This is a genomic window from Kribbella sp. NPDC056951 (assembly GCF_042674205.1).
Classification (GTDB): Bacteria; Actinomycetota; Actinomycetes; order Propionibacteriales; family Kribbellaceae; genus Kribbella; species Kribbella yunnanensis.
Map to the genome: position 1 here is coordinate 494,974 of NZ_JBHUQZ010000003.1, position 23,120 is coordinate 518,093.

General features: G+C 67.7%; 29 protein-coding genes. 22 read left to right on the forward strand and 7 right to left on the reverse strand.

Going from position 1 to position 23,120, the window contains the following annotated elements; translation table 11 throughout:
- Positions 1 to 16 precede the first annotated feature (16 nt).
- From ACFTSF_RS15255 to ACFTSF_RS15265, 3 genes are read left to right on the forward strand one after another with little or no spacing between them, the layout of a single operon-like run.
- Positions 17 to 310, forward strand: coding sequence for a hypothetical protein (locus tag ACFTSF_RS15255; RefSeq protein WP_380154346.1), 294 nt, complete (start codon positions 17 to 19; stop codon positions 308 to 310).
- Positions 310 to 1,260, forward strand: coding sequence for an SPFH domain-containing protein (locus ACFTSF_RS15260; protein ID WP_380154347.1), 951 nt, complete (start codon positions 310 to 312; stop codon positions 1,258 to 1,260). Before ACFTSF_RS15255 ends, ACFTSF_RS15260 begins: the two co-directional genes overlap by 1 nt.
- Before the next feature lie 4 nt (positions 1,261 to 1,264).
- Positions 1,265 to 1,879 carry a CGNR zinc finger domain-containing protein gene (locus ACFTSF_RS15265; RefSeq protein ID WP_380154348.1) on the forward strand — a complete coding sequence of 205 codons (615 nt, stop codon included), beginning with the start codon at positions 1,265 to 1,267 and terminating at the stop codon, positions 1,877 to 1,879.
- Here ACFTSF_RS15265 and ACFTSF_RS15270 read toward each other — a convergent pair.
- Positions 1,876 to 2,598, reverse strand: coding sequence for a hypothetical protein (locus tag ACFTSF_RS15270; RefSeq protein ID WP_380154349.1), 723 nt, complete (start codon positions 2,596 to 2,598; stop codon positions 1,876 to 1,878). The two genes, ACFTSF_RS15265 and ACFTSF_RS15270, sit on opposite strands and share 4 nt — an antisense overlap.
- 279 nt (positions 2,599 to 2,877) lie before the next feature.
- Between ACFTSF_RS15270 and ACFTSF_RS15275 the strand changes: the two genes are divergently transcribed.
- The 5 genes from ACFTSF_RS15275 (at position 2,878) to ACFTSF_RS15295 (ending at position 7,404) form a co-directional block, all read left to right on the forward strand.
- Entirely contained in the window at positions 2,878 to 3,504 is a 627-nt protein-coding gene (locus ACFTSF_RS15275) for a TetR family transcriptional regulator (protein ID WP_344145067.1), read from the forward strand.
- A gap of 87 nt (positions 3,505 to 3,591) precedes the next feature.
- A complete protein-coding gene (locus ACFTSF_RS15280; RefSeq protein WP_344145069.1) occupies positions 3,592 to 4,533 on the forward strand; it encodes an ROK family protein in 942 nt (313 codons plus the stop codon).
- Positions 4,530 to 5,660 carry an N-acetylglucosamine-6-phosphate deacetylase gene (nagA, locus tag ACFTSF_RS15285; protein ID WP_380154350.1) on the forward strand — a complete coding sequence of 377 codons (1,131 nt, stop codon included), beginning with the start codon at positions 4,530 to 4,532 and terminating at the stop codon, positions 5,658 to 5,660. Before ACFTSF_RS15280 ends, nagA begins: the two co-directional genes overlap by 4 nt.
- Complete coding sequence (locus ACFTSF_RS15290; RefSeq protein WP_380154351.1) at positions 5,648 to 6,562, forward strand: 1-phosphofructokinase family hexose kinase; 915 nt, start codon at positions 5,648 to 5,650, stop codon at positions 6,560 to 6,562. Before nagA ends, ACFTSF_RS15290 begins: the two co-directional genes overlap by 13 nt.
- An 8-nt stretch (positions 6,563 to 6,570) precedes the next feature.
- Positions 6,571 to 7,404, forward strand: a complete 834-nt coding sequence (locus ACFTSF_RS15295; RefSeq protein WP_380154352.1) for a ketose-bisphosphate aldolase — start codon at positions 6,571 to 6,573, stop codon at positions 7,402 to 7,404.
- Between the two features lie 277 nt (positions 7,405 to 7,681).
- Here the strand turns inward: ACFTSF_RS15295 and ACFTSF_RS15300 are convergent, their stop codons facing one another.
- Entirely contained in the window at positions 7,682 to 7,936 is a 255-nt protein-coding gene (locus tag ACFTSF_RS15300) for a hypothetical protein (RefSeq protein ID WP_380154353.1), read from the reverse strand.
- An 84-nt stretch (positions 7,937 to 8,020) separates the two neighbouring features.
- Between ACFTSF_RS15300 and ACFTSF_RS15305 the strand changes: the two genes are divergently transcribed.
- The 3 genes from ACFTSF_RS15305 to ACFTSF_RS15315 all read left to right on the forward strand — a co-directional run bounded on the left by ACFTSF_RS15305 (position 8,021) and on the right by ACFTSF_RS15315 (position 10,430).
- Positions 8,021 to 8,578: a TetR/AcrR family transcriptional regulator gene (locus ACFTSF_RS15305; RefSeq protein ID WP_380154354.1), complete on the forward strand. Its 558-nt coding sequence runs from the start codon at positions 8,021 to 8,023 to the stop codon at positions 8,576 to 8,578.
- A gap of 72 nt (positions 8,579 to 8,650) precedes the next feature.
- Entirely contained in the window at positions 8,651 to 9,175 is a 525-nt protein-coding gene (locus ACFTSF_RS15310; protein ID WP_380154355.1) for a hypothetical protein, read from the forward strand.
- Positions 9,132 to 10,430 (forward strand): APC family permease, encoded by a 1,299-nt coding sequence (locus tag ACFTSF_RS15315; protein WP_380154356.1) that lies wholly within the window; start codon positions 9,132 to 9,134, stop codon positions 10,428 to 10,430. The genes ACFTSF_RS15310 and ACFTSF_RS15315 overlap by 44 nt, the downstream gene beginning before the upstream one ends.
- Here the strand turns inward: ACFTSF_RS15315 and ACFTSF_RS15320 are convergent.
- The 4 genes from ACFTSF_RS15320 to ACFTSF_RS15335 are packed head-to-tail and all read right to left on the reverse strand — an operon-like array spanning position 10,396 to position 14,067.
- The gene (locus ACFTSF_RS15320; RefSeq protein ID WP_380154357.1) at positions 10,396 to 11,433 is read right to left on the reverse strand and encodes an ABC transporter permease; all 1,038 of its coding nucleotides are present in this window, start codon (positions 11,431 to 11,433) and stop codon (positions 10,396 to 10,398) included. The genes ACFTSF_RS15315 and ACFTSF_RS15320 overlap by 35 nt on opposite strands.
- Complete coding sequence (locus tag ACFTSF_RS15325) at positions 11,430 to 12,308, reverse strand: ABC transporter ATP-binding protein (protein WP_380154358.1); 879 nt, start codon at positions 12,306 to 12,308, stop codon at positions 11,430 to 11,432. The genes ACFTSF_RS15320 and ACFTSF_RS15325 overlap by 4 nt, the downstream gene beginning before the upstream one ends.
- Positions 12,305 to 12,697, reverse strand: coding sequence for a GntR family transcriptional regulator (locus ACFTSF_RS15330; RefSeq protein WP_165952665.1), 393 nt, complete (start codon positions 12,695 to 12,697; stop codon positions 12,305 to 12,307). The genes ACFTSF_RS15325 and ACFTSF_RS15330 overlap by 4 nt, the downstream gene beginning before the upstream one ends.
- 56 nt (positions 12,698 to 12,753) lie before the next feature.
- A complete protein-coding gene (locus ACFTSF_RS15335; RefSeq protein ID WP_380154359.1) occupies positions 12,754 to 14,067 on the reverse strand; it encodes a cryptochrome/photolyase family protein in 1,314 nt (437 codons plus the stop codon).
- 65 nt (positions 14,068 to 14,132) lie between these two features.
- On the opposite strand from ACFTSF_RS15335, the gene ACFTSF_RS15340 reads away from it, so the two are divergent.
- The 8 genes from ACFTSF_RS15340 (at position 14,133) to ACFTSF_RS15375 (ending at position 20,531) form a co-directional block, all read left to right on the forward strand.
- Positions 14,133 to 14,417 carry a hypothetical protein gene (locus ACFTSF_RS15340; RefSeq protein WP_380154360.1) on the forward strand — a complete coding sequence of 95 codons (285 nt, stop codon included), beginning with the start codon at positions 14,133 to 14,135 and terminating at the stop codon, positions 14,415 to 14,417.
- Between the two features lie 44 nt (positions 14,418 to 14,461).
- Complete coding sequence (locus ACFTSF_RS15345; protein WP_344145093.1) at positions 14,462 to 15,166, forward strand: metal-dependent transcriptional regulator; 705 nt, start codon at positions 14,462 to 14,464, stop codon at positions 15,164 to 15,166.
- 72 nt (positions 15,167 to 15,238) lie between these two features.
- The gene (locus tag ACFTSF_RS15350; RefSeq protein WP_344145095.1) at positions 15,239 to 16,015 is read left to right on the forward strand and encodes a class I SAM-dependent methyltransferase; all 777 of its coding nucleotides are present in this window, start codon (positions 15,239 to 15,241) and stop codon (positions 16,013 to 16,015) included.
- A gap of 42 nt (positions 16,016 to 16,057) precedes the next feature.
- Positions 16,058 to 17,395 carry an aminodeoxychorismate synthase component I gene (gene pabB, locus ACFTSF_RS15355; RefSeq protein ID WP_380154361.1) on the forward strand — a complete coding sequence of 446 codons (1,338 nt, stop codon included), beginning with the start codon at positions 16,058 to 16,060 and terminating at the stop codon, positions 17,393 to 17,395.
- 9 nt (positions 17,396 to 17,404) lie between these two features.
- Entirely contained in the window at positions 17,405 to 18,094 is a 690-nt protein-coding gene (locus tag ACFTSF_RS15360) for an aminotransferase class IV (RefSeq protein WP_380154362.1), read from the forward strand.
- A gap of 615 nt (positions 18,095 to 18,709) precedes the next feature.
- Complete coding sequence (locus ACFTSF_RS15365) at positions 18,710 to 19,621, forward strand: SPFH domain-containing protein (RefSeq protein ID WP_344145101.1); 912 nt, start codon at positions 18,710 to 18,712, stop codon at positions 19,619 to 19,621.
- Positions 19,622 to 19,630: 9 nt separating this feature from the next.
- Complete coding sequence (locus ACFTSF_RS15370; protein WP_344145103.1) at positions 19,631 to 19,861, forward strand: hypothetical protein; 231 nt, start codon at positions 19,631 to 19,633, stop codon at positions 19,859 to 19,861.
- Positions 19,854 to 20,531, forward strand: a complete 678-nt coding sequence (locus tag ACFTSF_RS15375; RefSeq protein ID WP_380154363.1) for a GPP34 family phosphoprotein — start codon at positions 19,854 to 19,856, stop codon at positions 20,529 to 20,531. Before ACFTSF_RS15370 ends, ACFTSF_RS15375 begins: the two co-directional genes overlap by 8 nt.
- On the opposite strand, the gene ACFTSF_RS15380 is transcribed toward ACFTSF_RS15375, so the two are convergent.
- Positions 20,528 to 20,701 (reverse strand): hypothetical protein, encoded by a 174-nt coding sequence (locus tag ACFTSF_RS15380; protein ID WP_344145107.1) that lies wholly within the window; start codon positions 20,699 to 20,701, stop codon positions 20,528 to 20,530. The genes ACFTSF_RS15375 and ACFTSF_RS15380 overlap by 4 nt on opposite strands.
- A 188-nt stretch (positions 20,702 to 20,889) precedes the next feature.
- Between ACFTSF_RS15380 and ACFTSF_RS15385 the strand changes: the two genes are divergently transcribed.
- From ACFTSF_RS15385 to ACFTSF_RS15395, 3 genes are read left to right on the forward strand one after another with little or no spacing between them, the layout of a single operon-like run.
- On the forward strand, positions 20,890 to 21,249 hold the full coding sequence (locus ACFTSF_RS15385) for a GntR family transcriptional regulator (RefSeq protein WP_380154364.1): 360 nt from the start codon (positions 20,890 to 20,892) through the stop codon (positions 21,247 to 21,249).
- The gene (locus ACFTSF_RS15390) at positions 21,249 to 22,163 is read left to right on the forward strand and encodes an ATP-binding cassette domain-containing protein (protein ID WP_380154365.1); all 915 of its coding nucleotides are present in this window, start codon (positions 21,249 to 21,251) and stop codon (positions 22,161 to 22,163) included. Before ACFTSF_RS15385 ends, ACFTSF_RS15390 begins: the two co-directional genes overlap by 1 nt.
- Entirely contained in the window at positions 22,160 to 22,930 is a 771-nt protein-coding gene (locus tag ACFTSF_RS15395) for a hypothetical protein (protein WP_344145113.1), read from the forward strand. Before ACFTSF_RS15390 ends, ACFTSF_RS15395 begins: the two co-directional genes overlap by 4 nt.
- The last annotated feature ends 190 nt before the right edge of the window (positions 22,931 to 23,120 follow it).

Genomic DNA, 23,120 nt, shown 5'->3' on the forward strand with positions numbered 1-23,120 from the left:
AACGACAATCTGGGCCATGGTCCTCAGACTCGGTCTGCCCGTCATCCTGTTGCTGGTCGGAACCGGCTGGTTCGCGTGGGCGTCGTACCGCCGGGCCGCCCAGGCAGAGCGTGCCCTGGCCGAGATGAACGTCGAGCACCGGGCGTTACTCCGCGAGGTCAGGTCACTCGAACGGGCGGTTTCGGCTGCGGAGCAGGGTTTGCGTACGCTCAGCTCCCATCCGTCGGTACCGCGCGATGTCGCGGTCACCGCCGATCTGACCCTCGCCGATGTCCGGCGACTGGTGGAACGCAAGGAGCTAGAGGACTGATGGCAAAGCTGGGGACCACCGCGGTCAAGTCGGGCGGCGGGGTCAAGGGGAAGCTGATCGGCGGCGGGATCGTCACGGTCATCGTGATCATCGCGCTGTTCAACATCTTCAACTTCGCCGACACCGACGCGAACAAGATCGGCCTGCACTACGGCGGCGGCGTGGTCGAGGACAAGAAGTTCAAGTCGATCATCCCGCCGGGTTCGACGAACAGTCTGATCGGACCGGGTGACACGGTCTACGCCTACCCGATCGACCAGCGCTCGTACATCATCGGCGGCGCCGGTGCGGACACCGACGCCGGCGACGAGGTGACCGTGGTCAGCAAGGACAACGTGCGGCTCGGCGTCCGGGTCCAGGTCTACTTCACGCTGAACCGGACCGAGGACACGATCAAGTCCTTCCACGAGCGGATCGGCCTGAAGACCGACGCCTACACCGACCGCGGCTGGAACGACATGCTCCAGTCCTACTTCCGGCCGCAGATCGACCGGGCGCTGTCCGCGGTCGCGACCAACTACGTGTGGGCCGAGCTGTACAACAACGAGGCGAAGAAGTCGGAGTTCCAGACCGCCGCGTCGAAGGAGTTCACCCGGCTGCTGCCGGCCGCTGTCGGCGGTGACTACTTCTGTGGCCCGGCGTACAACGGCAACAACGCCTGTGGCGAGCTGTCCTTCACGGTGCAGAAGCCGACCCCGCTGGACAAGGGCATCATCGACGGCCTCGAGGCCAAGCAGCGCGCCGAGCTCGCCAAGGCCACCCAGGAGCAGACCAACCAGCGGGTCAACGTTGAGCTGGAGTCGGTGCGCAAGCAGGTGCAGATGCTCGGTGCTCAGGGTTACCTGCTGAAGTCCGCGATCGAGTCGGGCAAGATCCAGTTCATGGTCATCCCGCAGGGCACCCCGGTCAGCGTCCCAACCGGTACGGCGACCGTCCCTGCGGACCGCTGACCCCATGAGCGCGCTGCCGTCGCATCTCGAGCTTGTGCAGGGTGTTGTCCTGCCCAAGCCGGTCGGCGCGCATCCGGTGCTCGACTTCGTCAACACCCGGTCCGACTGGATCACCCGTGGTCCGGCCCGGACCGAGTGGCTGACGTCGTACGAGGCCTTCCTGATCTGGAACTCCGCCGTCGGCCTGCTGTCGCCGGCGGCGGTCTTCCGGCTGATCGAACAGGCCGGCGGCCGCCCGACCGAGGCGGCCCGCCGACTGACCGCGACACTCGACTTCCGGATCGACCTGTACGACGTACTGACCGGGCGGGCGGATGAGACCGACGGACCGTTCGAGGCGGTCGCCCGGGTGATCGAGCGGGCATCCGGCCGCCGCCAGTTCGTTCGTACCGAAGACGACAGCGCGACTTGGGAGCTGCCGGAGGATTTGGCCCGGCCGCTCGACCAACTGGCCCTGTTGGCCGCCGAGCTGCTCACGGGACCAGAACGCGCTCATGTGCGGACGTGTCCCGGCTGTGGCTGGTTGTTCCTCGACTCGCGCGGTCGTCGCCGCTGGTGCTCGATGGCGACCTGCGGCAATCGCGCCAAGGTCCGGGCCCACGCGGCCCGCACGCGCTAGTTGAACAGAGCCGGGTCGACCTGGATCCAGGTCGCCCGCGCACGGGCCAGAACCCGGCCGTCGGAGTCGTAGAGCGTGCTGACGGTCAGCGTCTTGCGACCGTCCAGCTCCAGCAGTTGTCCCATCACAACGCACTCCTCGCCGGGCTGCGGCTGTGCGTCCACGCAGGCGGTGAGCTGACCGAGAACCGACGGCCGGCCCTCCAGGTCGATCGCCCACCCGCTCGGGCAGTCCAGTGCGGCCCACAGGAACACCGGGTCCACCAGCCCGTCACTCGCCAGGTCGGCCGCAGGCGTCCACGTGCACGCCGTCCGGCCGTCGCCCACCGGACCCGGCTTCAGCTGCAGCCCACGCGGGTTCTCGAGTCCGCAGACGAAGCAACTCGGGAACGGATGCCAGGTGAGCCCGCGATACCCCGCCTCCGCGTTCTGTGCCTCCTCGAACGAGACCGGGTCGATCGTCGCGTCGACCAGGAAGTCCGCCGGAACCGGTACGGCGCCGGCCACCAACTGCTCGCCGTTCCGCAACTGCGCGCCCTCGCTGCTCACCACGAGCTCGAGGTCGATCTCCATCGGCGGCGGAACCCGCAGCGTCACCTGCGGTACCAGGCCATCCGCGAGCACCCCGGCGAGCGCCGTACCGGCCAACCCGGCGACGTATCCACCGTTCCCCGACTTAGCCGGTCCCTGGAACCGCCGCTCAATCCGCACCGAAGTCATGGCCACCGACCCTAGTCACGTGCCCCGGACGAACTCCAGGCACCCCAACAGGTATTTCAAGCGGACTTCGGAGACTCCGTAGTCCGTTGGGTGTGGCAGGTGTGAGGCGGGGGAGTGGTGGGAAGGAAAAGGATTTCAGAGAGATCTGAGGATTTCTCGGAAAAGAATGCGCTGAGGCCTCTGATTCAAACGACCGTTTGAACTATGCTGACTGCAGGCTACGGCCCGTGAGCAGGTGGGGTGCCTGCGCGAGTGGTGGCTGGGGGGAAGGAGAACTCTGTGGAGACACCGGTCGAATCGACCAGGGAACGATTGCTCAACGTCGCCGAGCAGCGGTTCGGCGAAGGGGGATACGAAGGAACTTCGCTGCGCGCGATCACCGTCGCCGCGGCGGCGAACATCGCGGCCGTCAATTATCACTTCGGCTCCAAAGAGGCGTTGCTGCGGGCGGCGGTGGCGCGCGCGATGGCGCCGGTCAACACCGAGCGCAGACGCCGGCTGGACCAGCTGGAGGCCATCGGAACACCGTCGGCCGAGCAGCTGATCCGGGCTTTCGTCGAGCCCGGGCTGGACCTCGTCCTGCGCCGCGGTGAGCGCGGCGCGGTGGTGGCGCGGTTCATCGGACGGATCGCGTTCGATCCGAGCCAACGGATTCGCGAGCTGTACGTCGCCGAGTCCGATCCGATCGAGGCGCGGTACCTGGCGGCGTTGCGGACGGCGTTGCCGCACGCGGCGTCCGAGGCGGTCGCGTTCGGGTACGTGAACATGCTCGGCCTGCTGGCTCTCCATCAGTCGCAGGCGCTCACGCCGGCACCTGGTGGCGCCGAGCTGGAGGACCCGGGGAAGCTCGCCGAAAACCTGATTGCGTTCCTGGTTGCGGCGTTCGATCGTGGGTTACGCGGCTGAAACCGAGTGACCACACGCTGTAGTGGTCTGTCCGAGGAATGCTCATGGATGTTCGGACTGCCGGGTAACGCTGCATAATGGCGCTCCGTGGACCCCAGTGAAGTCGTGGTTGCCGTCGATCTCGGTGGAACCCGGATGAAGTGCGGCCTGGTCGCCGCCGACGGTGCCGTTGTGCACCGGGAGACCAGGCCGACTCCCCGGGCTGCCGGGGGCCGCGCCGTGCTCGACGCATTGCTGGAGACCGTTGTCGAGCTCGGCCAGAAGGCCACGGCGGACGGTCACCGGGTGCGGGCGATCGGTGTGGTGGTGCCCGGCATCATCTCCGCGGCCGGAACCGTCGTCGCCGAGAACCTGGCCTGGGCCGGTACGCCGGTCCGCACGGAGCTGGTCGCCGCGGTAGGTGACGACGTACCGATCGTGCTTGCGCACGACGTCCGCGCCGGTGGGTACGCCGAGCTTCGTCAGGGCGCTCTGAAGGGGACCAGCAACTCCCTCTTCCTGCCGCTCGGCACTGGCATCGCCGCCGCGATGGTGATCGACGGCCGCCTCGTCAGCGGTGACGGGTACGCCGGTGAACTCGGCCACACCCGGTTCATCCACGGCGACGCGGCCGAGCTCTGCGCCTGCGGCCAGTGGGGTTGCCTTGAGACAGTCGCATCCGCGGCCGCGCTGGCCCGTCGGTACGCCGCTCGGTCCGGCCGAGTCGTGGATGGCTCCCGCGAGGTGCTGGAGCTGCTCGCAGCCGGCGACGAGATCGCCGCGGAGGTCTGGCGCGACGCCCTGACCGTCCTGGTCGACGCACTCGTCCTCTACACCACCCTGGTCGCGCCGACCCGGATCGCGATCGGCGGCGGGCTGGTCGGCGCCGGCGAGACGCTGCTGCAGCCGCTGCGCGACGGGGTACACGCACGCCTGACGTTCCAGCGCGAGCCGGAGATCGTGGCCGCCGTGCTGGGGGAGGAAGCCGGCTGCCTCGGCGCCGCGCTCTACGCCTGGGACCGAGTGGAAGAGATCGAGGAGCAGTCATGACGACCTATCGGGTGGGACGCCTCGTCACCCCGGACGACGTGCTGGAGAGCGCCTGGATCCAGGTCGTCGACTCCGACATCCTGGCCTACGGCCGCCGGTCCGAGGGGATGCCGGCCGATGGCAAGCGGCCCGAGGACCTCGGCGACGTGACGGTGGTCCCGGGGTTCGTCGACATCCACACTCACGGCGGCGGCGGATCGTCGTACTCGACGACCGATCCCGAGGAGGCGCGCAAGGTCGCGGCCTTCCACGCCAAGCACGGTACGACGACCACGATGGCCAGCCTGGTCACCGGGCCGCTGGACCTGCTGGCCTCGCAGACCGCTTGCCTGGCTGACCTGGTCACCGACGGCATCATCAACGGTGTCCACCTCGAAGGGCCGTTCCTGTCCGAGGCCCGATGCGGTGCGCACGAGCCGACGCTGCTGCGGGACCCGGTCGCCGATGACGTGGCCAAGGTGCTGAGCGACGTCGTACGGATGGTGACGATCGCGCCGGAGCTCGAACACGGGCTGGACGCGATCCGCCAGGTCGTCGACGCCGGTGCGGTGGCCGCGCTCGGGCACACCGATGCGACGTACGAGCAGATGATCGCGGGTGCCGATGCGGGTGCCACGGTCGCGACGCACTTGTTCAACGGGATGCGGCCGTTCCATCACCGCGATCCGGGTCCGGTGGGTGCCGCGATCAACGACGAGCGGTTGCTGCTCGAGGTGATCAACGACGGGATGCACCTGGATCCGCAGGTCGTGCGCGTCGCGCTGGCCGCGGCCGGCGTACACCGGATCGCGCTCATCACCGACGCTATGGAGGCGACCGGGATGGGCAACGGCCACTACAAGATCGGCAACCTCGAGGTCGACGTCAAGGACGGTCTGGCCACACTCTCCAGGCCACCGCACTCGATTGCCGGCAGCACCTTGACCATGGACGTTGCCTTCCGCAACGCCGTCAAGGCCGGGACCTCGCTGGTCGACGCGTCCCGGATGGCCTCGACCACACCCGCCCAGGCCTTCGGCTGGTACGACGTCGGTTCAATCGAGACCGGGCGCCGCGCCGACCTGGTGCTGCTGGACGACGATTACCACGTCCAGAAGGTGATGCGGGCCGGCGCATGGCTGGACTAGTCGGCACCGTCACGCTCAACCTGGCGCTGGACGTCACGTACGAGGTCTCCGAGTTGGTGGTTGGTGGCAGCCACCGAGTTGGCGCCGTGCGTGAGCGTGCCGGTGGCAAGGGTGTGAACGTCGCGCGCGTCGCGTCCACGCTCGGGCATTCCGTTTTGGTTCTCGGGTTCGTCGGTGGCGTTACCGGTGAAGCGGTCGCAGCCGAGCTGTTCGATGCGGGGCTGACCGCGTTGCTGACGCCGATCAGGGGCGAGACCCGGCGGACTGTTGCCATCGTCAACGGCATCGACGGTGATGCGACGATCTTCAACGAGGCCGGTCCGTCGATCTCCGCGGACGAGTGGCGTGCATTCGGTGAGCGGATGCCGTGGGGACGCCTTGGTGTGCTGGCTTGTTCGGGCAGTATCCCGCCCGGGCTGCCTGTCGACGCTTATGCCGAGATCGCGGTCCGCGCGCGGCATCACGACGTACTGACGGTGATTGACGCTGGCGGCGACGCGCTGGTCGCGGCTGCGAAGGCGGGTGCCGTGGTTCGCGCGAACGCTGCCGAGTTGCGCGAGGCTGTTGGTGACGCTGGGGTTGAGGACGGTGCGCGGCAACTGGTGGAGCTTGGCGCGACCGCCGCGGTCATCACCGACGGCCCGCGCGGAATGGTTGCTGCTAGCAACAAGGGCGTCTGGCGTGCATTCCCGGTCGAGCAGGTCAGCGGGAACCCGACCGGCGCCGGCGACGCCTGTACGGCGGTCGTCGCGGCAGCGATCGCCGAATCTGCCGAACCCGACTGGTCCGTCGTACTGAAGTCTGCTGTTGCCGCCTCGGCGGCGGCCGTGCTGACACCGGTTGCCGGGGACATCGACCTGGCCGCGTACCGCCGGTGGCAACCTCAAGTGTCTGTGGAGTAGGAGAACTCATGCCGTTGGTTTCCGGAGCCGAGGTCGTGCTGGCCGCCGCCAAGGCGGGTCGCGGGGTCGGCGCGTTCAACGTCATCCAGCTCGAGCACGCCACCGCGCTGATCGCCGGTGCCGAGCAGGCCGGTACGCCGGTCGTGCTGCAGATCAGCGAGAACGCGGTGAAGTACCACGGCGCGCTGAAGCCGATCGGCGTTGCCACGCTGGCGGCCGCGGCCGCTGCGACGGTCCCGGTGGTCGTCCACCTCGACCACGCGATGGACCGCGACCTCGTCACCGAGGCGGTTCAGCTCGGCTTCACCTCGGTCATGTACGACGCCTCGAAACTCGAGTACGCCGACAATGTCGCCGCGACCACCGAGGTGACCAAGTTCTGCCACGACCACGGTGTCTTCGTCGAGGCCGAGATCGGCGAGGTCGGCGGCAAGGACGGCGTCCACGCCCCCGGCGCCCGCACCCGCCCCGACGAGGCAGTCGCCTTCGCCGAAGCGACCGGCGTCGACGCCCTCGCCGTCGCCGTCGGCTCCTCACACGCCATGACCGAGCGCACCGCCACCCTCGACTTCGCCCTGATCAGCGAGCTGCACGCAGCCGTCGCCGTACCCCTCGTCCTGCACGGCTCCTCCGGCGTGGCCGACCCCGACCTCACCCGCGCCGTCGAAGCCGGCATGACCAAGGTCAACATCGCCACCCACCTCAACAACGTCTTCACCGCCGCAGTCCGCCAAACCCTCACCGACAACCCAACCCTCGTAGACACCCGCAAATACCTAGGCCCCGCCCGAACCGCAGTAGCCACCGAGGTAGCCCGCCTCCTAACCCTCCTCAAGGCCTAACCACCGCCCCCACCCCCCATCTCGAGTGGCAACCCCCCAACTCGAGTGGCAACCCCCCAACCCAGGGGATGCCCACTGAGCCGAGGGGTTGCCCCTTGAGATTTCCGATGGGCAACCCCCCGACTCCGGGGATATCCACCGAGATGGGGGGTTGCCTGGCGGGGACGGGGGTTGCCCACCGCGATGGGGGGTTGCCCGCTCAGATTTCGGGTTGGGGCGGTGGTTCCGGCCCGAGCCGGTTTGGGGAGGAACTGGGGGGCTGGGAGCGTGGGGTGGGTTAGAGCGTCGCGCTGCCGCGGATCCAGTGGGCTCGGAGGTTGTCGCGGGCGGACTGGACCTGCTGGCGGGCGGTCGGGTCGGGGACCTCGAAGTCTTCGATCAGGCGGGTGAGGGCCAGCTCAAGTGCCGCCACCATCGCGTCTTCCTCGGTGAGGTCGGATTCGGCGACAGCGCGGAGGCCGGCTGTTAGCGCGGTCAGGCCGGTTCGCTCCTGGTCGGTGAGCTGGAGCGTGAGGTCGGTTCTGGTGGTCACGGCGACTCCTCGTCGGCTTGGTACAGTCATCGTGCCGTGCAACGGTGGTGTTGCACAACAGTCGCAGTCGAGGAGCCGGCCGGGATGACCGTGATGGTGGACGAGACGCTGCGTACGGCGACCATCGACGTACTGGCCGAGCATGGTTGGTCCGGGGTCACGCTGGAGCGGGTCGCCGAGAAGGTGGGCCGGTCGCGCGTCACGCTCTGGCGCCAAGGGCTCACCGTCGAGCTGTTGCTGAACTCGCTGCTGGACGCCTTGGCCGAGGACTACCGGGACACGATGTGGCCGGTGCTGGCCGGTTTCGGGAGCGGGCGCGAAGGGCTGATCCGGACGCTGGAAGCCTTGTTCGACGTGATCGACCGGCATCTGCCGTTGATGCTCTCGTCGGATCTGGTCTTCCATCAGGAGCAGGCGCGCAACGGCCCGGTGTCGTTCATCGCCCCCTTCGAGCGGTACCTCCGCGAAGGCGAGGCGGACGGGACACTGCATCCGCACGGCCGGATCAGTGACGTCGCCGAGGTGTTGATGGTCTCGGCGACCTTCACCTACGTGCATATGCGCGGCCGCCACCACTGGTCCCGGACCCGAGTCAGCCGGCTGACCCTCGACCTGGTGCTGCGCGGCCTCGTCCAGCTCTGATGCAACATGATCGTTGCATTTGCTGCAACGGTCATGTTTCACTGGTGGAAACCACCGTCTGGAGGCTCCGCCATGACTCTTCCGTACGCCGAACCGCTGATTCGCCGCGAACCGCAGTCCCGGGTAATACCCGAACCACCGCGCGTCGGAGAACCCGGTGGCGATCCGTGCGGCCTGTGCGACTGGCTGGCGAACTACGAGCAGTCCGAGCACCGACCGCCGCTGTGGGTGAACGACGACTGGGCGCTGATCCGGTCCACCGACGTCACCATCCCCGGCATCGTCTGGCTGACCACCCGCGCTCACCACGACTCGTTCGCCGACCTGCCGGACCGGCTCGCCATGAGCTACGGCCCGGTGGTCGCGAGGGTCGAGCGCGCGATCCTCTCGCTCGGCGACATCGCCCGAGTACACGTCTACCGCTGGGGCGACGGCTCCTCGCACTTCCACGTGTGGTTCTACCCGAGGCCGCTGGGCATGCTGGAGGCGCGTCGCGAGATGCTTCCGTTGTGGGCCGACCTGATGCCCGCGGCTCCCGAGGAGGACGTGGTCGATGCCGAGCGGAAGATCGCCGCGGCGATGGCGGCGGGCGACTGACGTGCCCGCAACCCAGCCTGGGCTCGCGCGCAGACTCGGCCTGACCGATGCGGTCGCGATCGGCGTCGGCTCGATGGTCGGCGCGGGTGTGTTCGCGGTCTGGCAGCCGGCTGCGCAAGCGGCCGGCTCCGGCCTGCTGATCGGGCTGGTGATCGCCGCAGTAGTTGCCTACTGCAACGCAGTCTCGTCGGCCCAGCTCGCGGCGGTCTATCCGGTTGCCGGAGGCACCTATGTCTACGGCCGGGAGCGGCTGGGGGAGTGGTGGGGATTCGCGGCCGGCTGGTGCTTCGTCATCGGCAAGACCGCGTCGTGCGCCGCAATGGCGCTCACCTTCGCCACGTACGCCGTACCTCTCGACGGCTGGGCTCGAAGACTCGTCGCGTCGCTGGCGGTGGCCGCGTTGGCGGCCGTCAACTATCGCGGGGTGACCAGGACGGCCCGGCTGACCAAGATCCTCGTCACCTGCAGTCTCCTGGTGTTGACGCTCGTCGTGGTGCTGCTCGGCACCGGCGGCGGATCCCGCGACCTGCCTGCGATCACGGACACCTCGGTGCACGGCGTACTGCAAGCGGCCGGGCTGTTGTTCTTCGCCTTCGCCGGCTACGCGCGGATCGCGACGATGGGAGAGGAGGTACGCGAACCCGAGCGCACCATCCCGCGCGCGATCACCATCGCCCTGGCAATCGCCATCGTCATCTACCTGCTCGTCGGCCTGATGCTCTTACGAGTCGTCGACCCCGCGACCAGTGCCGCACCGCTGGCTGCCGGAGTCGACGCCGCCGGATCCGCCTGGGCGGTGCCCGTGGTCCGGATCGGTGCGGCGCTGGCCAGCCTGGGTGCGCTGCTGGCCCTCATCACGGGGATCGGCCGGACGACGTTGGCGATGGCCCGCAACCGCGACCTACCGGGGTGGCTGGCTGCCGTCCATCCGCGGTATCAGGTGCCGCATCGGGCCGAGGTCGTGCTCGCCGTTGTCGTCGGAGCCCTGGTCCTCACCACCGACCTTCGCGGCGTGATCGGCTTCTCCTCGTTCGGGGTTCTCCTGTACTACGCAATCGCCAACGCGTCCGCGTTCACCCAACCGGCCGACCAACGTCGTTGGCCACGAGCCATCAACGTGATCGGCCTGCTGGGTTGCCTCGGACTCGCGGTCACCTTGCCCTGGCGCTCAGCCGTCGCGGCCGCCGTACTGCTGGGCTTGGCTCTGCTCGTCCGGAAGCTCAGGAGAGGTCGCGCCGGATCCGCCAGAAGCTGAAGCCGGTCAGCGCGAACGCCAGGAGCAGGAACAAACCGAACTCGCGCCACTGCAAGGCCCAGAACTTGTCCGCAGTGAAGTAGCGGACGTGGTTCCGATAGCCCTCGTCGGCGAGCCGCTGGAAGCACGCTGCGGCTTTGGGCGAGGTCTCGCCTTGCCTCGGTCCGGCCGGCTCGCAGTCGACCATCCACTGGGGCAGGGTGCTGACCGCCTTGCCGGTCTTGTCGACGGTCTCGTCGGACAGCTTCCAGCCGCCGACGGCATCGATCCCGACCTCCATCTTCACCACCTGCGGCGATGGACCTGGGCCGCTGAGCATGAAGCCTCGCAGGTTCTCCCCGGTGGCGACGATCAGCCGGTCGGTCGGCGCCATCAGGTTCGGGCGGATCAGCGACGGGGTGAGCACCTGCACGAGGATGACCACGGCGAGCGTGACCGCGAGGGCGACGAGAGTACGCCGTACGACGAGTCCGACCGCGACTCCCAGCGCGAACGCGAAGGCGGCGTACCCGACCGGGACCAGACCGCGCGCGGAGAAGATCGGCGGGAACATCCGCGGCATGTAGTTACTGGCCTCTTGGCCGGCGTTGAGCGCCTGGTCGATCGGGCTGGACCACCACGTCACGGCCAGGCTGAGTGCACCGGTGACGACGATCGCGGCCAGCCCGCCGAGCCCGACCTTGGTGGCGAGCCAGCGCCAGCGCGAGATGCTTTGGCCCCACACCAGTCGATGCGTGCCGGTCTCCAGTTCGCGGGCGATCAGGGGTGCGCCCCAGAAAGCGCCGATCACTGGTGGGGTTGCGTACAGGAGTAGTTGACCAACTTGGTAGAGCACCGGATTGAGGCGCTGGAACTTCAGGCTGTCGATGAAGCGATCCGCCAGCTGCCGGTAGTCGTCGGCGAGGCCCGGCCCGGTCGCCGCGAGGACGATCCCGACCGCGAGGACCGCGGCTGCGACCACCAGGAACTGGACGCGGAACTGCCGCCAGGTCAGCCAGATCATCGCTGCACCTCCAGAACGGGACGCTCCGAGTGAACCTCGGGAGCCATATAGGCCAGCACGAGATCCTCGAGCGTGAGCTGAGTGACCGACCACGACGGGTCGAGAATCGGCCGGTCGGTACGAACCAGGAACGTCGACTGCCGATCCGTGTGGCTCTCGCTCACGACGGTCTGGTCGCTCGGCAGTTCCTTCGCCGTACGGCGGGGGCCGGTGAGCCGGTGGTGTGTCGCCAGCAAGGTGTCGATCTCGCCGCTGACCTGCACTCGCGAATCGACCAGCACGACCAGGTAGTCGCAGGACCGCTCGACATCGGAGACGAGGTGCGAAGACAGCACGACACTGAGCTCCTGCTCGGCCACTGCTTCCATCAGGTCCTGCAGGAATTCCCTGCGTGCCAAGGGATCCAGCGGAGCGACGGGCTCGTCGAGGATCAGCAGCTCGGGCCGCTTGGCCAGGCCGAGTGTCAATGCGAGCTGTGCCCGCTGACCACCGGAGAGCTTGCCCGCTCGCTGCTTCGGATCCAGCCTGAGCCGCTGGATCCGTTGCTGGGCTAGGGAATCGTCCCAGGTCGGGTTGAGGTGCGCGCCGAGCCTCAGGTGGTCGGCGACGCTCAACCGCGCGTACGTCGGTGTGTCCTGAGCGACGTAGCCGACCTTCGCCTGCTGGGTTCCAGCCGGTTGTCCGAGTACCTCGACCGAGCCGATTGTCGGGGTGAGCATTCCGACCGACAGGTTGAGCAAGGTTGTCTTGCCGGCGCCGTTTGGTCCGACCAGTCCGACGACATGTCCCGATGGGACCTCGAGGTCGCAGTCAGTCAGCGCCCACCGGCGGCCGTACTTCTTCCCCAGTCCGTGTGCTTGCAGAGCCGCGTTCACGCTACCCCCTCCTGAGAGGCGGACCGAAACGTGGTGAGGAACAACGCCTCGATGCTCTCGTCGTCCAGGCCGGCCTTGCGGGCCTTGGTGAGCCAGCGCCGCAGGTCCTGACGGAGGGGACCGTGCGCGGCGAGCGTGTTGTCGGTCAACGTGCGCGTCACGAAGGTGCCGCGACCGGGCTTGGCCTGCACGAGGCCCTCGTGCTCAAGCTCGCGGTACGCCTTGAGCACCGTGTTCGGGTTGATCGCCAGTGCTGCGACCACATCCTTCACGGTCGGCAGCTGGTCCCCCTCCCGCAGCAGGCCGAGCCGGAGCGCATTGCGCACCTGCTGAACGATCTGCTGGTACGGCGACACCCCCGACCGCCCGTCCAGATGGAACTCGATCATCTCCAACCCCATTCATCTAGTTACCTAGTACTATAGGGGTGTGGTTCAAGCGACCGTCAAGCCTTGATCGCGTCGTACCTTCTGAGGGCCTCCCGGCGAGCCTCGGCGTGGTCGACGATCGGCTCCGGGTAGCCGTCGGCGCCGCCGTACTTCCACGGTTCGTGGGCGGTCTTGCCGGCGAGGTTGTGCAGTTCGGGGATCCAGCGGCGGACGTACTCGCCGTCCGGATCGAACTTCAGTCCCTGGCCGACCGGGTTGAAGATCCGGAAGTACGGCGACGCGTCCGCACCACAGCCGGCCACCCACTGCCAGTTGAGCGAGTTCGACGCGAGATCGCCGTCCCGCAGTGACTGCATGAACCAGCGAGCGCCGTACTTCCAGTGCACATGAAGGTCTTTGACGAGGAACGATGCGACGATCATCCGGACCCGGTTGTGCATGAACCCTTCGGCCGCGAGTTGCCGCATCCCGGCGTCCACGACCGGGAACCCGGTCCGCCCTTGCTGCCAGGCTGCGAGTTGATCGCCAGGTTCGTCGTACGCCATCTTCTCGAACTCGCTACGCAGCGGCTTCCAGGCTGCGTGCGGGTTGCGGGCAAGCAGGTCGGCGCAGAACTCGCGCCAGGCAAGCTCCCGACGGTACGACTCCGCGCCGTCGCTGCGCTTGCGAGCGAGATCCGCCAGCATCGTCCGCGGGTGGATCTCGCCGTACTTCAACGGAATCGACATCCGCGAGGTGGCGTCGAGATCGGGCCGATCCCGTACGTCGTCGTACTCGCCAACGTCCTCGAGATACTCCTGCCAATGGCGCCGAGCCGCGTCCTCACCGGCCCCCTCGACCTCGCCTGCCGGCAACTCCTCGCTCTCAGCCTTCACCCACCGCACGTCCTGCGGTGCCTCAACCGGCTGCCGCCAACCATGCTCAAGCCAAGCGCGGAAGTACGGCGTGAACACCTGATACGGCCGATCCTGCTGATTGAAGATCCGCCCGGGAGCGATCGCGTACGGCGAGCCGGTCGCCACCAGCGGACACTTCAATGAGGCTTCAACTTCTTTGTCGCGTGTTAGTCCGTACGGCGCATGATCCGCACTGATGTGCACACTCGCGGCACCGACCTCATCCGCCAGTTTCGGGATCTCGATGGTCGGATCGCCTGACCGGATGACGAGCCGCCCGCCCATCGCCTTGGACAATGCGCGCAACGAGCTCGCGAGGTGGTCACGCCGCGGATCGCCGGATCGCTTCCACAGCAGGGGATCGAGGACGAAAACGCCGACCACCCGGCCGTCCCCCGCGCTCACCGCGTCCAGCAGCGCCGGATTATCGCTCAGCCGCAGGTCACGCCGAAACCACATCACCGCTGTGTTCATCGCTTCATCCTGTTGCCTGCGCGAGCGAAAGCAAACTGAAAGGGAGCGCTTGTTTGATAGTTGCCATGACCAAGAAAAAGTTCCTCGGAGCCCTCGCTGCCGCAACCCTGGCCGCCACCGGACTCACGCTCGTCACCGAGGCCCCGACCGCCTCCGCCGCAGGCAATTGCCACGTCGAACCAAGCGGCAACCCCTGGAAGCACGTCTGCCTCAAGGGCCCGCACCGCTACAAGACCCAATGCAACATGATGCGCAACGACATGGTCCGCAAAGGCTACGGCGTCCAGTCCTGCCACTGGGGCACCTACAGCTCCCGCCCCGGCTGGTACTTCTGGTACGGCAGCAACTAGTGGCAATTGGGTAAGGGTTGCCTCTATAGGCGACAATGGGTGTCGTGAGCGAGCTGATCGATACCACGGAGATGTACCTGCGGACCGTCTACGAACTCGAGGAAGAAGGCATCCTGCCGCTGCGGGCGCGGATTGCCGAGCGGTTGCACCAGTCGGGGCCGACGGTCAGTCAGACGGTGGCGCGGATGGAGCGCGACGGTCTGGTGACGGTTGAGGGTGACCGGCACCTCGAGCTCACCACGGTGGGTCGTAAGCAGGCCATCCGGGTGATGCGGAAGCACCGGCTGGCCGAGCGGCTGCTGGTCGACGTGATCGGGCTCGAGTGGGAGGACGTGCACGCCGAGGCCTGCCGCTGGGAGCACGTGATGAGTGACGCGGTCGAGTTGCGGCTGCTGAAGATCCTCGACAACCCGACCGAGTCGCCGTACGGGAACCCGATTCCGGGCCTGGAGGAGCTGCTCACCGACGGCCAGGCCAGCGGGATCGAGGACTTCCGGATCGGTGTCGAGCCGCTGGACAAGGTGCTCGACCAGGCGACCGGGCAGAGCGTGCGGGTGCTGGTGCGGCGGATCGCCGAGCCGGTGCAGACCGACGACAGCGCGATGGCGGTGCTGCGCAAGGCCGGTGCCCTCCCGGGGCGCGAGGTCGAGTCGGCCCTCGACGCCGAGGGCGTGCTGGTCGGTAGCCGCGAAGCGGGCGGTGTGATCAGCGACGAGACCGCCGGCCACATCTTCGTCAGCCTGGTCTGAGAGTCAAGGGAACGTTAACGCTGAGCACTCGATGCGGTACGACGAGTGCTCAGCGGGTACCGTCTCGCTGAAATGTCCGAAAACGTCATCGACTGGCCGGAGTACCTGCGGGAGTTCCACACCGCGGCCCCGGGCAGCACCGAAGCCCTCCTGTCCCGCGCCACCGCCGGCGACCACACGCCGTACCGATGGCTGGTCCGCGCTGTGTCCGGCGAAGCCCGGCGCGTCCTCGACCTCGCCTGCGGTAACGGTCCCGTAGCCCGCGAGCTGTACGGGCGCTGGGTGGTGGGGGTCGACAACAACGCGGCCCAGCTCGCCGGGGCTCCCGGTCCGAAGGTCCAGGCCGACGCCCTGCACCTGCCGTTCGCGAACGAGGTCTTCGACGTCGTCACCTGCTCCATGGGGCTGATGGTGCTCCAGCCGCTCCCCGACGTACTGGCCGAGGCCGCGCGAGTGCTCCGCCGCGGTGGCGTACTGGCCGCGATCGTCCCCGCCGTGCGCCCGCTGCGGCGCGGCGACATCCGCACGCTGAGCGGGCTGACCACCCGCCTGCGGTCGACGCCGCAGTTCCCGGCTGGTGGCGAGATCACCGAGCTGAAGGACAAGCTCCGGCACGCCGGGTTCGACGTGATGGAGAGCCAGCGCGAGCGGTACGTGTACACGATCCGCGGTGCGGACGACGCGCGCCGGCTGGTGAACGCGCTCTACCTCCCCGGTACGCCGGACGTCCGCCGGAACACCGCGAGTGAGTGGCTCGCGGACAGGGCCGAGTCGAAGGACGGGCTCGAGGTCGCGATCCCGATCCGCCGGATCACCGCCATGCGTGGGAAGGTCGCGCTCACCGGCTGAGCTGACCACCGGCATCGCCCGGCGGGGAAGTAGCGTGTGCCTGTGGGTGCTGCGCTGAGCTGGTCCGTGCGGACCGTGGACCGGGCTCTCGACGGTGAAACGGTCTACCGCGAGCTGCTGGCGGCCGAACCGGTCGCGTTCTGGCTCGACGGCAGCCTGACCGATCGCGCCGCCCGACGAATCTCCGTGCTCGGGACCGGCTCCGAAGTCCTGGTCCGCGACGCCGCCGACGGCGATGTCTTCGCCGAGCTGACGTCCCTCCTCGCCGACCATGCCGGTGAACCACCGGCGGAGCTCGACGGCTACTTCAGCGGTGGGTACGTCGGCTACTTCGGCTACGAACTGAAGTCCCTCACCGGCGGTACGGCGGCGCATGTCGCTCCGACTCCGGATGCGCTGTGGATCTGGGCCGACCGCTTCATCGTGATCGACCACGATCGCGACCTGACGCTGTTGGTCGCCGTCGGCCCGGCTTCGAGCGACGAGTGGCTGGATCGCGCCGTTCGGGCAGCCGCCGACTGGTCGACGACCGGCGTGGTCCGACCCGCGATCGCCGACCTCGATCTCGAAGCACATCTGGAACTGGACCGACCGTCGTACCTGGCCGCGATCAAACGCTGCATGACCGCGCTCGAGGCCGGTGAAACGTACGAGGTCTGCCTGACGAACCGGGTCCGGCTGCCCGCCGTACCCGACCCGTTCGGTTTCTTCTGCTGGCAGCGCGCCACGAACCCAGCGCCGTACGCGGCCTTCCTCCGGTACGGCGACCTGGCCGTCGCGAGCTCGTCGCCGGAACGCTTCCTGACCGTGGATGCGGACGGGTGGGCCGAGTGCCGCCCGATCAAGGGGACCGCGCCGCGCGACCTGGATCCGTTCCAGGACCAGGTGGCGGCGAAGGCGCTGGCCGAGGACGAGAAGACGCGCGCCGAGAACCTGATGATCGTCGACCTGATCCGCAACGATCTCGGTCGAGTCAGTCGGCCAGGGTCGGTGCAGGTTCCGCAGTTGATGCAGGTTGAGAGCTACCGCACCGTGCACCAACTGGTCACCACGGTGCGCGGTCAGCTGCGACCCGACGTGAGCGCGGTCGACGCCGTACGGGCTTGTTTTCCGCCTGGTTCGATGACCGGGGCGCCGAAGATCCGCACGATGGAACTGCTCGACGAGCTCGAACCCAGTGCTCGCGGCGTCTACTCCGGTGCCCTCGGCTACCTCACGGTCGACGGCCGGGCGGACCTCAGCGTAGTGATCAGGACGGCGGTGCTGACACCGGACGAGACGGTGATCGGTGCCGGGGGTGCGATCGTGCTCGACTCCGAGCCGGTCGCCGAATACGACGAAATGGTGCTCAAGGCAACGGCCACGGTCGGGGCCAGGTAAGGGGTGGAGATGGGACTACAGGTAGCGGACTCGTTCCTGGTGACCGACGGCGCGGTACGCGGGCTCGACCTGCACCGCGACCGCTTCGTCGGCTCCTGCGCGGCAGCCGGCGTCGACGTGGCCCCCTTCTGGGACCAGCAAGTACGACGCCTCCCCGGCTTCGGCCGCTGGTTCCCCCGCTTCGAACTCCACGACACTGGCGAACTCACCGTCCAACGCCGCCCCGCCCCCACCACCGGCGGCCGAGTCCGAGTAGCCATCCACGAAGGCCCTGACCCCCGAACCCAGCCCCGGGTGAAGGGTCCCGACCTGGAGCTGTTGGGCAAGCTCAAAGACGCCGCCCCTCACCGAGCCGACGAAATCATCCTCCTCGACACCGACGGCACCGTCCTGGAAGCGGCGTACTCCGCCATCGCCTGGTGGGAAGACGAAACCCTCTGCTTCCCACCCGCCGACCGCCCCCTCCTCCCATCAGTAACCGCCACCCTCCTCCGCCAGGTCGCCACCACCCAAGGCGTCGAGGTAGCCCACCACCCCCGAACCCCCGCCGACCTCCAATCCACCGAAACCTGGCTGATCAACGCCCTCCACGGCATCCGCCCCATCCAAGCCTGGAACGACTCCCCAATAGACCCCCTCCCCAACTCATCCGCCGAAACCTGGCAATCCCACCTCGCCGCCTTGGCCCGCCCCGTCTAACCCCGTACGGCGGGGGCGGCCTGTGGCTGGGCTGCTTGGCGAGGTAGGCGACCGCGTGCCCGTCGCCTGGGTCTGACGGGCTTGGGTTGATGTTCGCTCCGTGGCAGTGAGCTTCCGTGGATCCGCGGGGAGATGAAAGTGTGGGGTGCATCTTGGGCCGGTGAGGCCCATTACCCTCCCCGCAGTGGCCGAGCCACCCACGACGGGCACCTAGTTGGCAACCTCCGCTTCAACCGCAACCCAAGCTCGCCAGTCACCTGAATCGCAACCTCGTCGTCAACCGCAACCCAAGCCCGTCAGCCCCAGGCAACGTGCACCTCGGTCACCGACCTCGCCAACCGGCCCAGCCACAGACCCGCCCCGCCACACCTCCTCTGTAAGCCGGCCGCAGCGGCGAGCAACCACCGCCGCACCGCCCCGGCCGCATCCGAGTGAAGCCGAGGGGCGGACCGCCCCCACTCACCAACTCTCGGGACGCGACGCGGTTCACGCTCAGCCGACCCCCGCGAACCGGCGCAAAAGAGAGTTGGTGAGTGGGGCGCGTCCGCCCGGAGATCTCGGGTTGTAAATGTGATATCACTTTGCTACCTTCGAGATAGACGAGAGGAGTGGATGATGGTTGAGGTCGAGGGTGTTGTGGAGATGCCGAAGCCGAAGGTGGTCGAGCGGGTGGCTGCTGAGGTGAATGGGTGGCCGATGGCAGGCGCCGCGTTCGTGCTTGTGGTTGGCGGGGCTCTGGTGCTCAGTGTCGGCTCGGCCAACGGCGCCGGTGGGGTTGTCTTGCTCGGAGTGGTTGCGTTCTTGGTCGGGGCGGTGTTGGCCGTGGGGTTGACGCCGGTGCAGCCGGGCAAGGCTCGGGTGTTGCAGATCCTCGGGCGGTATGCGGGGACGCTGCGGACCGACGGACTGCGGTGGGTGAACCCGATCGCCACCCGGCGCGAGGTCTCGACGCGGATCCGCAACCACGAGACGGCCGTTGCCAAGGTCAACGATGCGGACGGGAACCCGATCGAGATCGCGGCCGTGGTGGTCTGGCAGGTGGAGGACACGGCGCAGGCGATGTTCGAGGTGGACGACTTCGTCGAGTTCGTTGCGATCCAGACCGAGACCGCGGTGCGGCACATCGCCAACAGCTACCCGTACGACGTGCACACCGACGAAGGTGGACTGTCGTTGCGCGACAGTACCGACGAGATCACCGAGACCTTGTCGACGGAGATCGGGGCGCGGGTGCAGTCGGCTGGGGTGCATGTCATCGAGTCGCGGATCACGCACCTTGCCTATGCGCCGGAGATCGCGCAGGCGATGTTGCGTCGGCAGCAGGCCGGGGCGGTTGTCGCGGCGCGGCAGCGGATCGTGGAGGGTGCGGTCGGCATGGTGGAGCTGGCGCTGGATCGGCTGTCGGAGCACAACGTGGTCGAGCTCGACGAGGAGCGGAAGGCGACCATGGTCAGCAACCTGCTCGTGGTGCTGTGCGGTGACCGGGATGCGCAGCCTGTGGTCAACACCGGTTCGCTCTACCAGTGAGCGGCCGTCATGGCTGCCGAGCGTAAGAAGATCCTGCTCCGGCTGGATCCCGGGGTGCACGACGCGCTGGCTCGTTGGGCTGCCGACGACCTGCGGAGCACCAATGCCCAGATCGAGTTTCTGCTCCGGCGGGCGCTGGCCGAGGCCGGCCGGCTCCCGTCCGGTGTCGGCAAGATCCGGCGGCCCGGCCGCCCCGCCAAGGAGACTGAGCATGATGGGAGGGCAGATGACAATGAGTAGGACGTTACCGAAGCGCCCAGCACGAGTCGGACCGGCCGCACCGCCGGAGTCCTTGGCGGCGCGAACCTTCTTACTGGCTTACGATCCCGCGAAAGGTCGCCTGACCGGTCGCTCGACCCTCGGCAAGGTGCTGCGAGCGGCCGCGCTGATCGATCTTCAGCTTCGCGGGAACCTTGCCGACGACAACGGTCGCGCCATACCGACCAGGGCCGCGGCACCCAACGACGAGATCCTGGCAGGCCTCCTCACCGAGATCCGTTCGTCCAACCCGCGCAAATGGCGGACCTGGATCGACCGCCGGAATGTCGCGATGATTCGCGACATCCGCGATGAGCTCGCCCACGCCCAGCTGATCAAGGTCGAGCCGTACCGGTTCCTCGGTCTGATCCCGACCAACCGCATCACGTTGCGCCAACCGCTGGTACGACGTCAATTGCTCCAACGCACCACCGACGTACTGCGCCCGGCGCGACTCGTCAGCCGGATCGACCTGCGCGACGCGGCCCTCGCCGTACTGGCGTCGACCGCTGATCTGCGCGTGGTGATCCCGAAGGATGTCCGCAATCGGCACAAGGATCGCCTTGCCCAGTTGACGATCCGGGTCGGACCGGTCCCGCCGGCGCTGAAGAAGTCGATCCAGGCCAGCCATTCGTCCAGCGGTGCCGGCTAGTCCTGGGGTGCCGCCGAGCGGGCCGCCAGCACGCTGAGACTGTGCGCGATCGAGGTCAGCGCCAACGCGGCGACCGAGTCGTAGGTGCCGGCCTTCAGCTTGGCGGCGGTTGTGGCGGCCTGCTCGGCGAAGTGCTTGGCGGCCTGCAGGTCGTTCTCGTGAGCGTTCATGGGAGCGACGCTAACCGCCCGCGGGTCACCGTGCGGGAATCGCAATTGACCTGAGAACCACCTGTGGTGCTATGGTTCGTTACTCAAGTAATGAACCCATGAACCTCGACTCCTTAGAACCTCGACCCCGCAGAACCTGGACCCCGAAGAAGCTCGACCGCAGCAACCTCGCCGAAGGGAGGCCGTGCATGTTCGACGAACGCAGCCCGATCTACCTGCAGATCGCGGAGCAGATCAAGAACGACATCGTCACCGGCACCCTCGCCGAGGACGAGCAGGTGATGTCCACGAACCAGTATGCCGCGTTCTACCGGATCAATCCGGCCACAGCGGCTAAAGGGTTCGCACAATTGGTCGACGAAGGAGTGCTGTACAAGAAGCGCGGGATCGGGATGTTCGTCAGCCCGAACGCGCGTCAGTTGCTGCGCTCCGACCGCAAGGAAGTGTTCTTCACCGATGTGGTGGATCCGGTGATCCGGGAGGCCCAGGCACTCGGCGTCTCGCTGCGGGACGTCATTCACTACATCCGCAAGTACGGAGACTCGTGATGACAGAGCACGCCCTCTCGGTGCACACCGAGAATCTGTCGGTCCGGTTCGCCGGCACGCCGGCGCTCGACCGGCTGGACCTGCGACTCGCGCCGGGCAAGATCCATGGACTGCTCGGCCGCAACGGTTCCGGCAAGAGCACGCTCGCCGCGGTCCTGGCCGGATTCCGGCAACCCGATGAGGGACAGGTCCGCATCGAAGGCGCAGGCCTCGGTACGCCGCTCGCGCCGTACGAGAACGCGGTCGTCACCAGCCGGATCTGCCTGATCCGCGAATCTGGTGACGTGCCCGACAGCCTGCAGGTCCGGCACGCGCTGAGCCTGGCCGCGAGCCTGCGTCCGTACTGGAACGCCGACCTGGCCGGTGAGCTGCTGGATCGCTTCGAGGTGCCGACCAACAAGCGGATGCAGAAGCTCTCCCGCGGTAAAAAGTCCGCGCTGGGCGCCGTCCTCGGCCTCGCCAGCCGGGCCCCGCTGACGATCTTCGACGAGACCTACCTCGGCATGGATGTGCCGTCGCGTGCCGCGTTCTACGACGCGTTGATCACCGACTACGCCGAAGTGCCGCGGACGATCGTGCTGTCGACGCACCTGGTCAGCGAGGTGAGCACGCTGCTGGAGGACGTGCTCATCCTCGACAACGGCCGGCTCGTCACGCAGTCGCCGGTGGATACGCTCCGCGGCCGTGGCGCATCGATCGTCGGCCCGGCCAAGGCGGTCGACGAGTTCACCGCGGAGTTCACCGTCCTCGCCGAGGAGCGGCTTGGCGGTACCAAGTCCGCCACGGTCCTCGGCGATCTCGGTCCGGCGCTGATGGCGGAGGCCGCGTCAGCCGGTCTGGAGATCGGACCGGTCGGCCTGCAGGACCTCTTCGTCCACCTCACCGCCCCGGCACCGAAGGGAGCCCGCTCATGAGCTCTGCACTCGCGGAACCGACCGCCGCGCTCCCGCCCGGCGTCACTAATGGTCAACGCCTGCAAAGGGTCCTGACCGCGATGCAGGTCGGTTCGCGGCCGATGATGCTCGTCTACTGGGGCGTGATGCTGATCGCGTTCATGGCCGGCGGTCTGATCATCCAGTTCCTCACCGAAGGCACCGGCAACAGCATCTGGGACTACGGCACCCAGTCGCCGAAGTACTTCTCGATGGCAGTCGGCATCAGCCTCGCGCCGGCGTACGTGAACGCGATGGTCGCGCAAGGTGTCACCCGGCGGATGTTCTCCGTTGCCGCGGGCATCTTCCTGACGGCGGCCGCGCTGGCGACCGCGGTGCTCTGGGTCGTCGGCTATCAGATCGAGCGTGTCGTCTACGACTGGCAGGGGTGGTCGCAGGCGATGGAGAACCGACACCTTTTCACCAGTACGTCGCAGGTCGGGCTGATCTTCGCCGAGTTCGCACTCCTGGTCGTCTCGCACGAGGCGACGGGCTGGTTGCTCGGGGTCACCTTCTACCGGCTCGGGTTCTGGCGCGGACTCGCCATGGTCCCGCTGTCACTGATCCCCGCCGCGGCGACCGAGTTCCTGCTCGTCGCCCAGTGGTTGGGCGGACCTTTGGCGGAGCTCGGCTATCACCGCCCGCCACTCGCCGTCGCCGTACCGGTGGTCACCGTCGTGACCGCACTCGGTCTGTACGCCGGTCATCGCATCCTGCAACCGATGCCGCTTAAGCCTGCGAAGGGCTGAACTTATACACATGCCCTGTGCATAAGTCGGGTGCGTTCTGTGGATGGTTGCGTGCTCACTGTGGACGACACGCGGACAGTCGCGAGATCGCGAGAACTGTTGTCTGGAAAGGGTTGTGCGACCCGGGTCAGCGGCGGTACAAATGTCGACACGCTGTTCTCTCGAGGAGCGGCGGGTCGAACGGAAACCG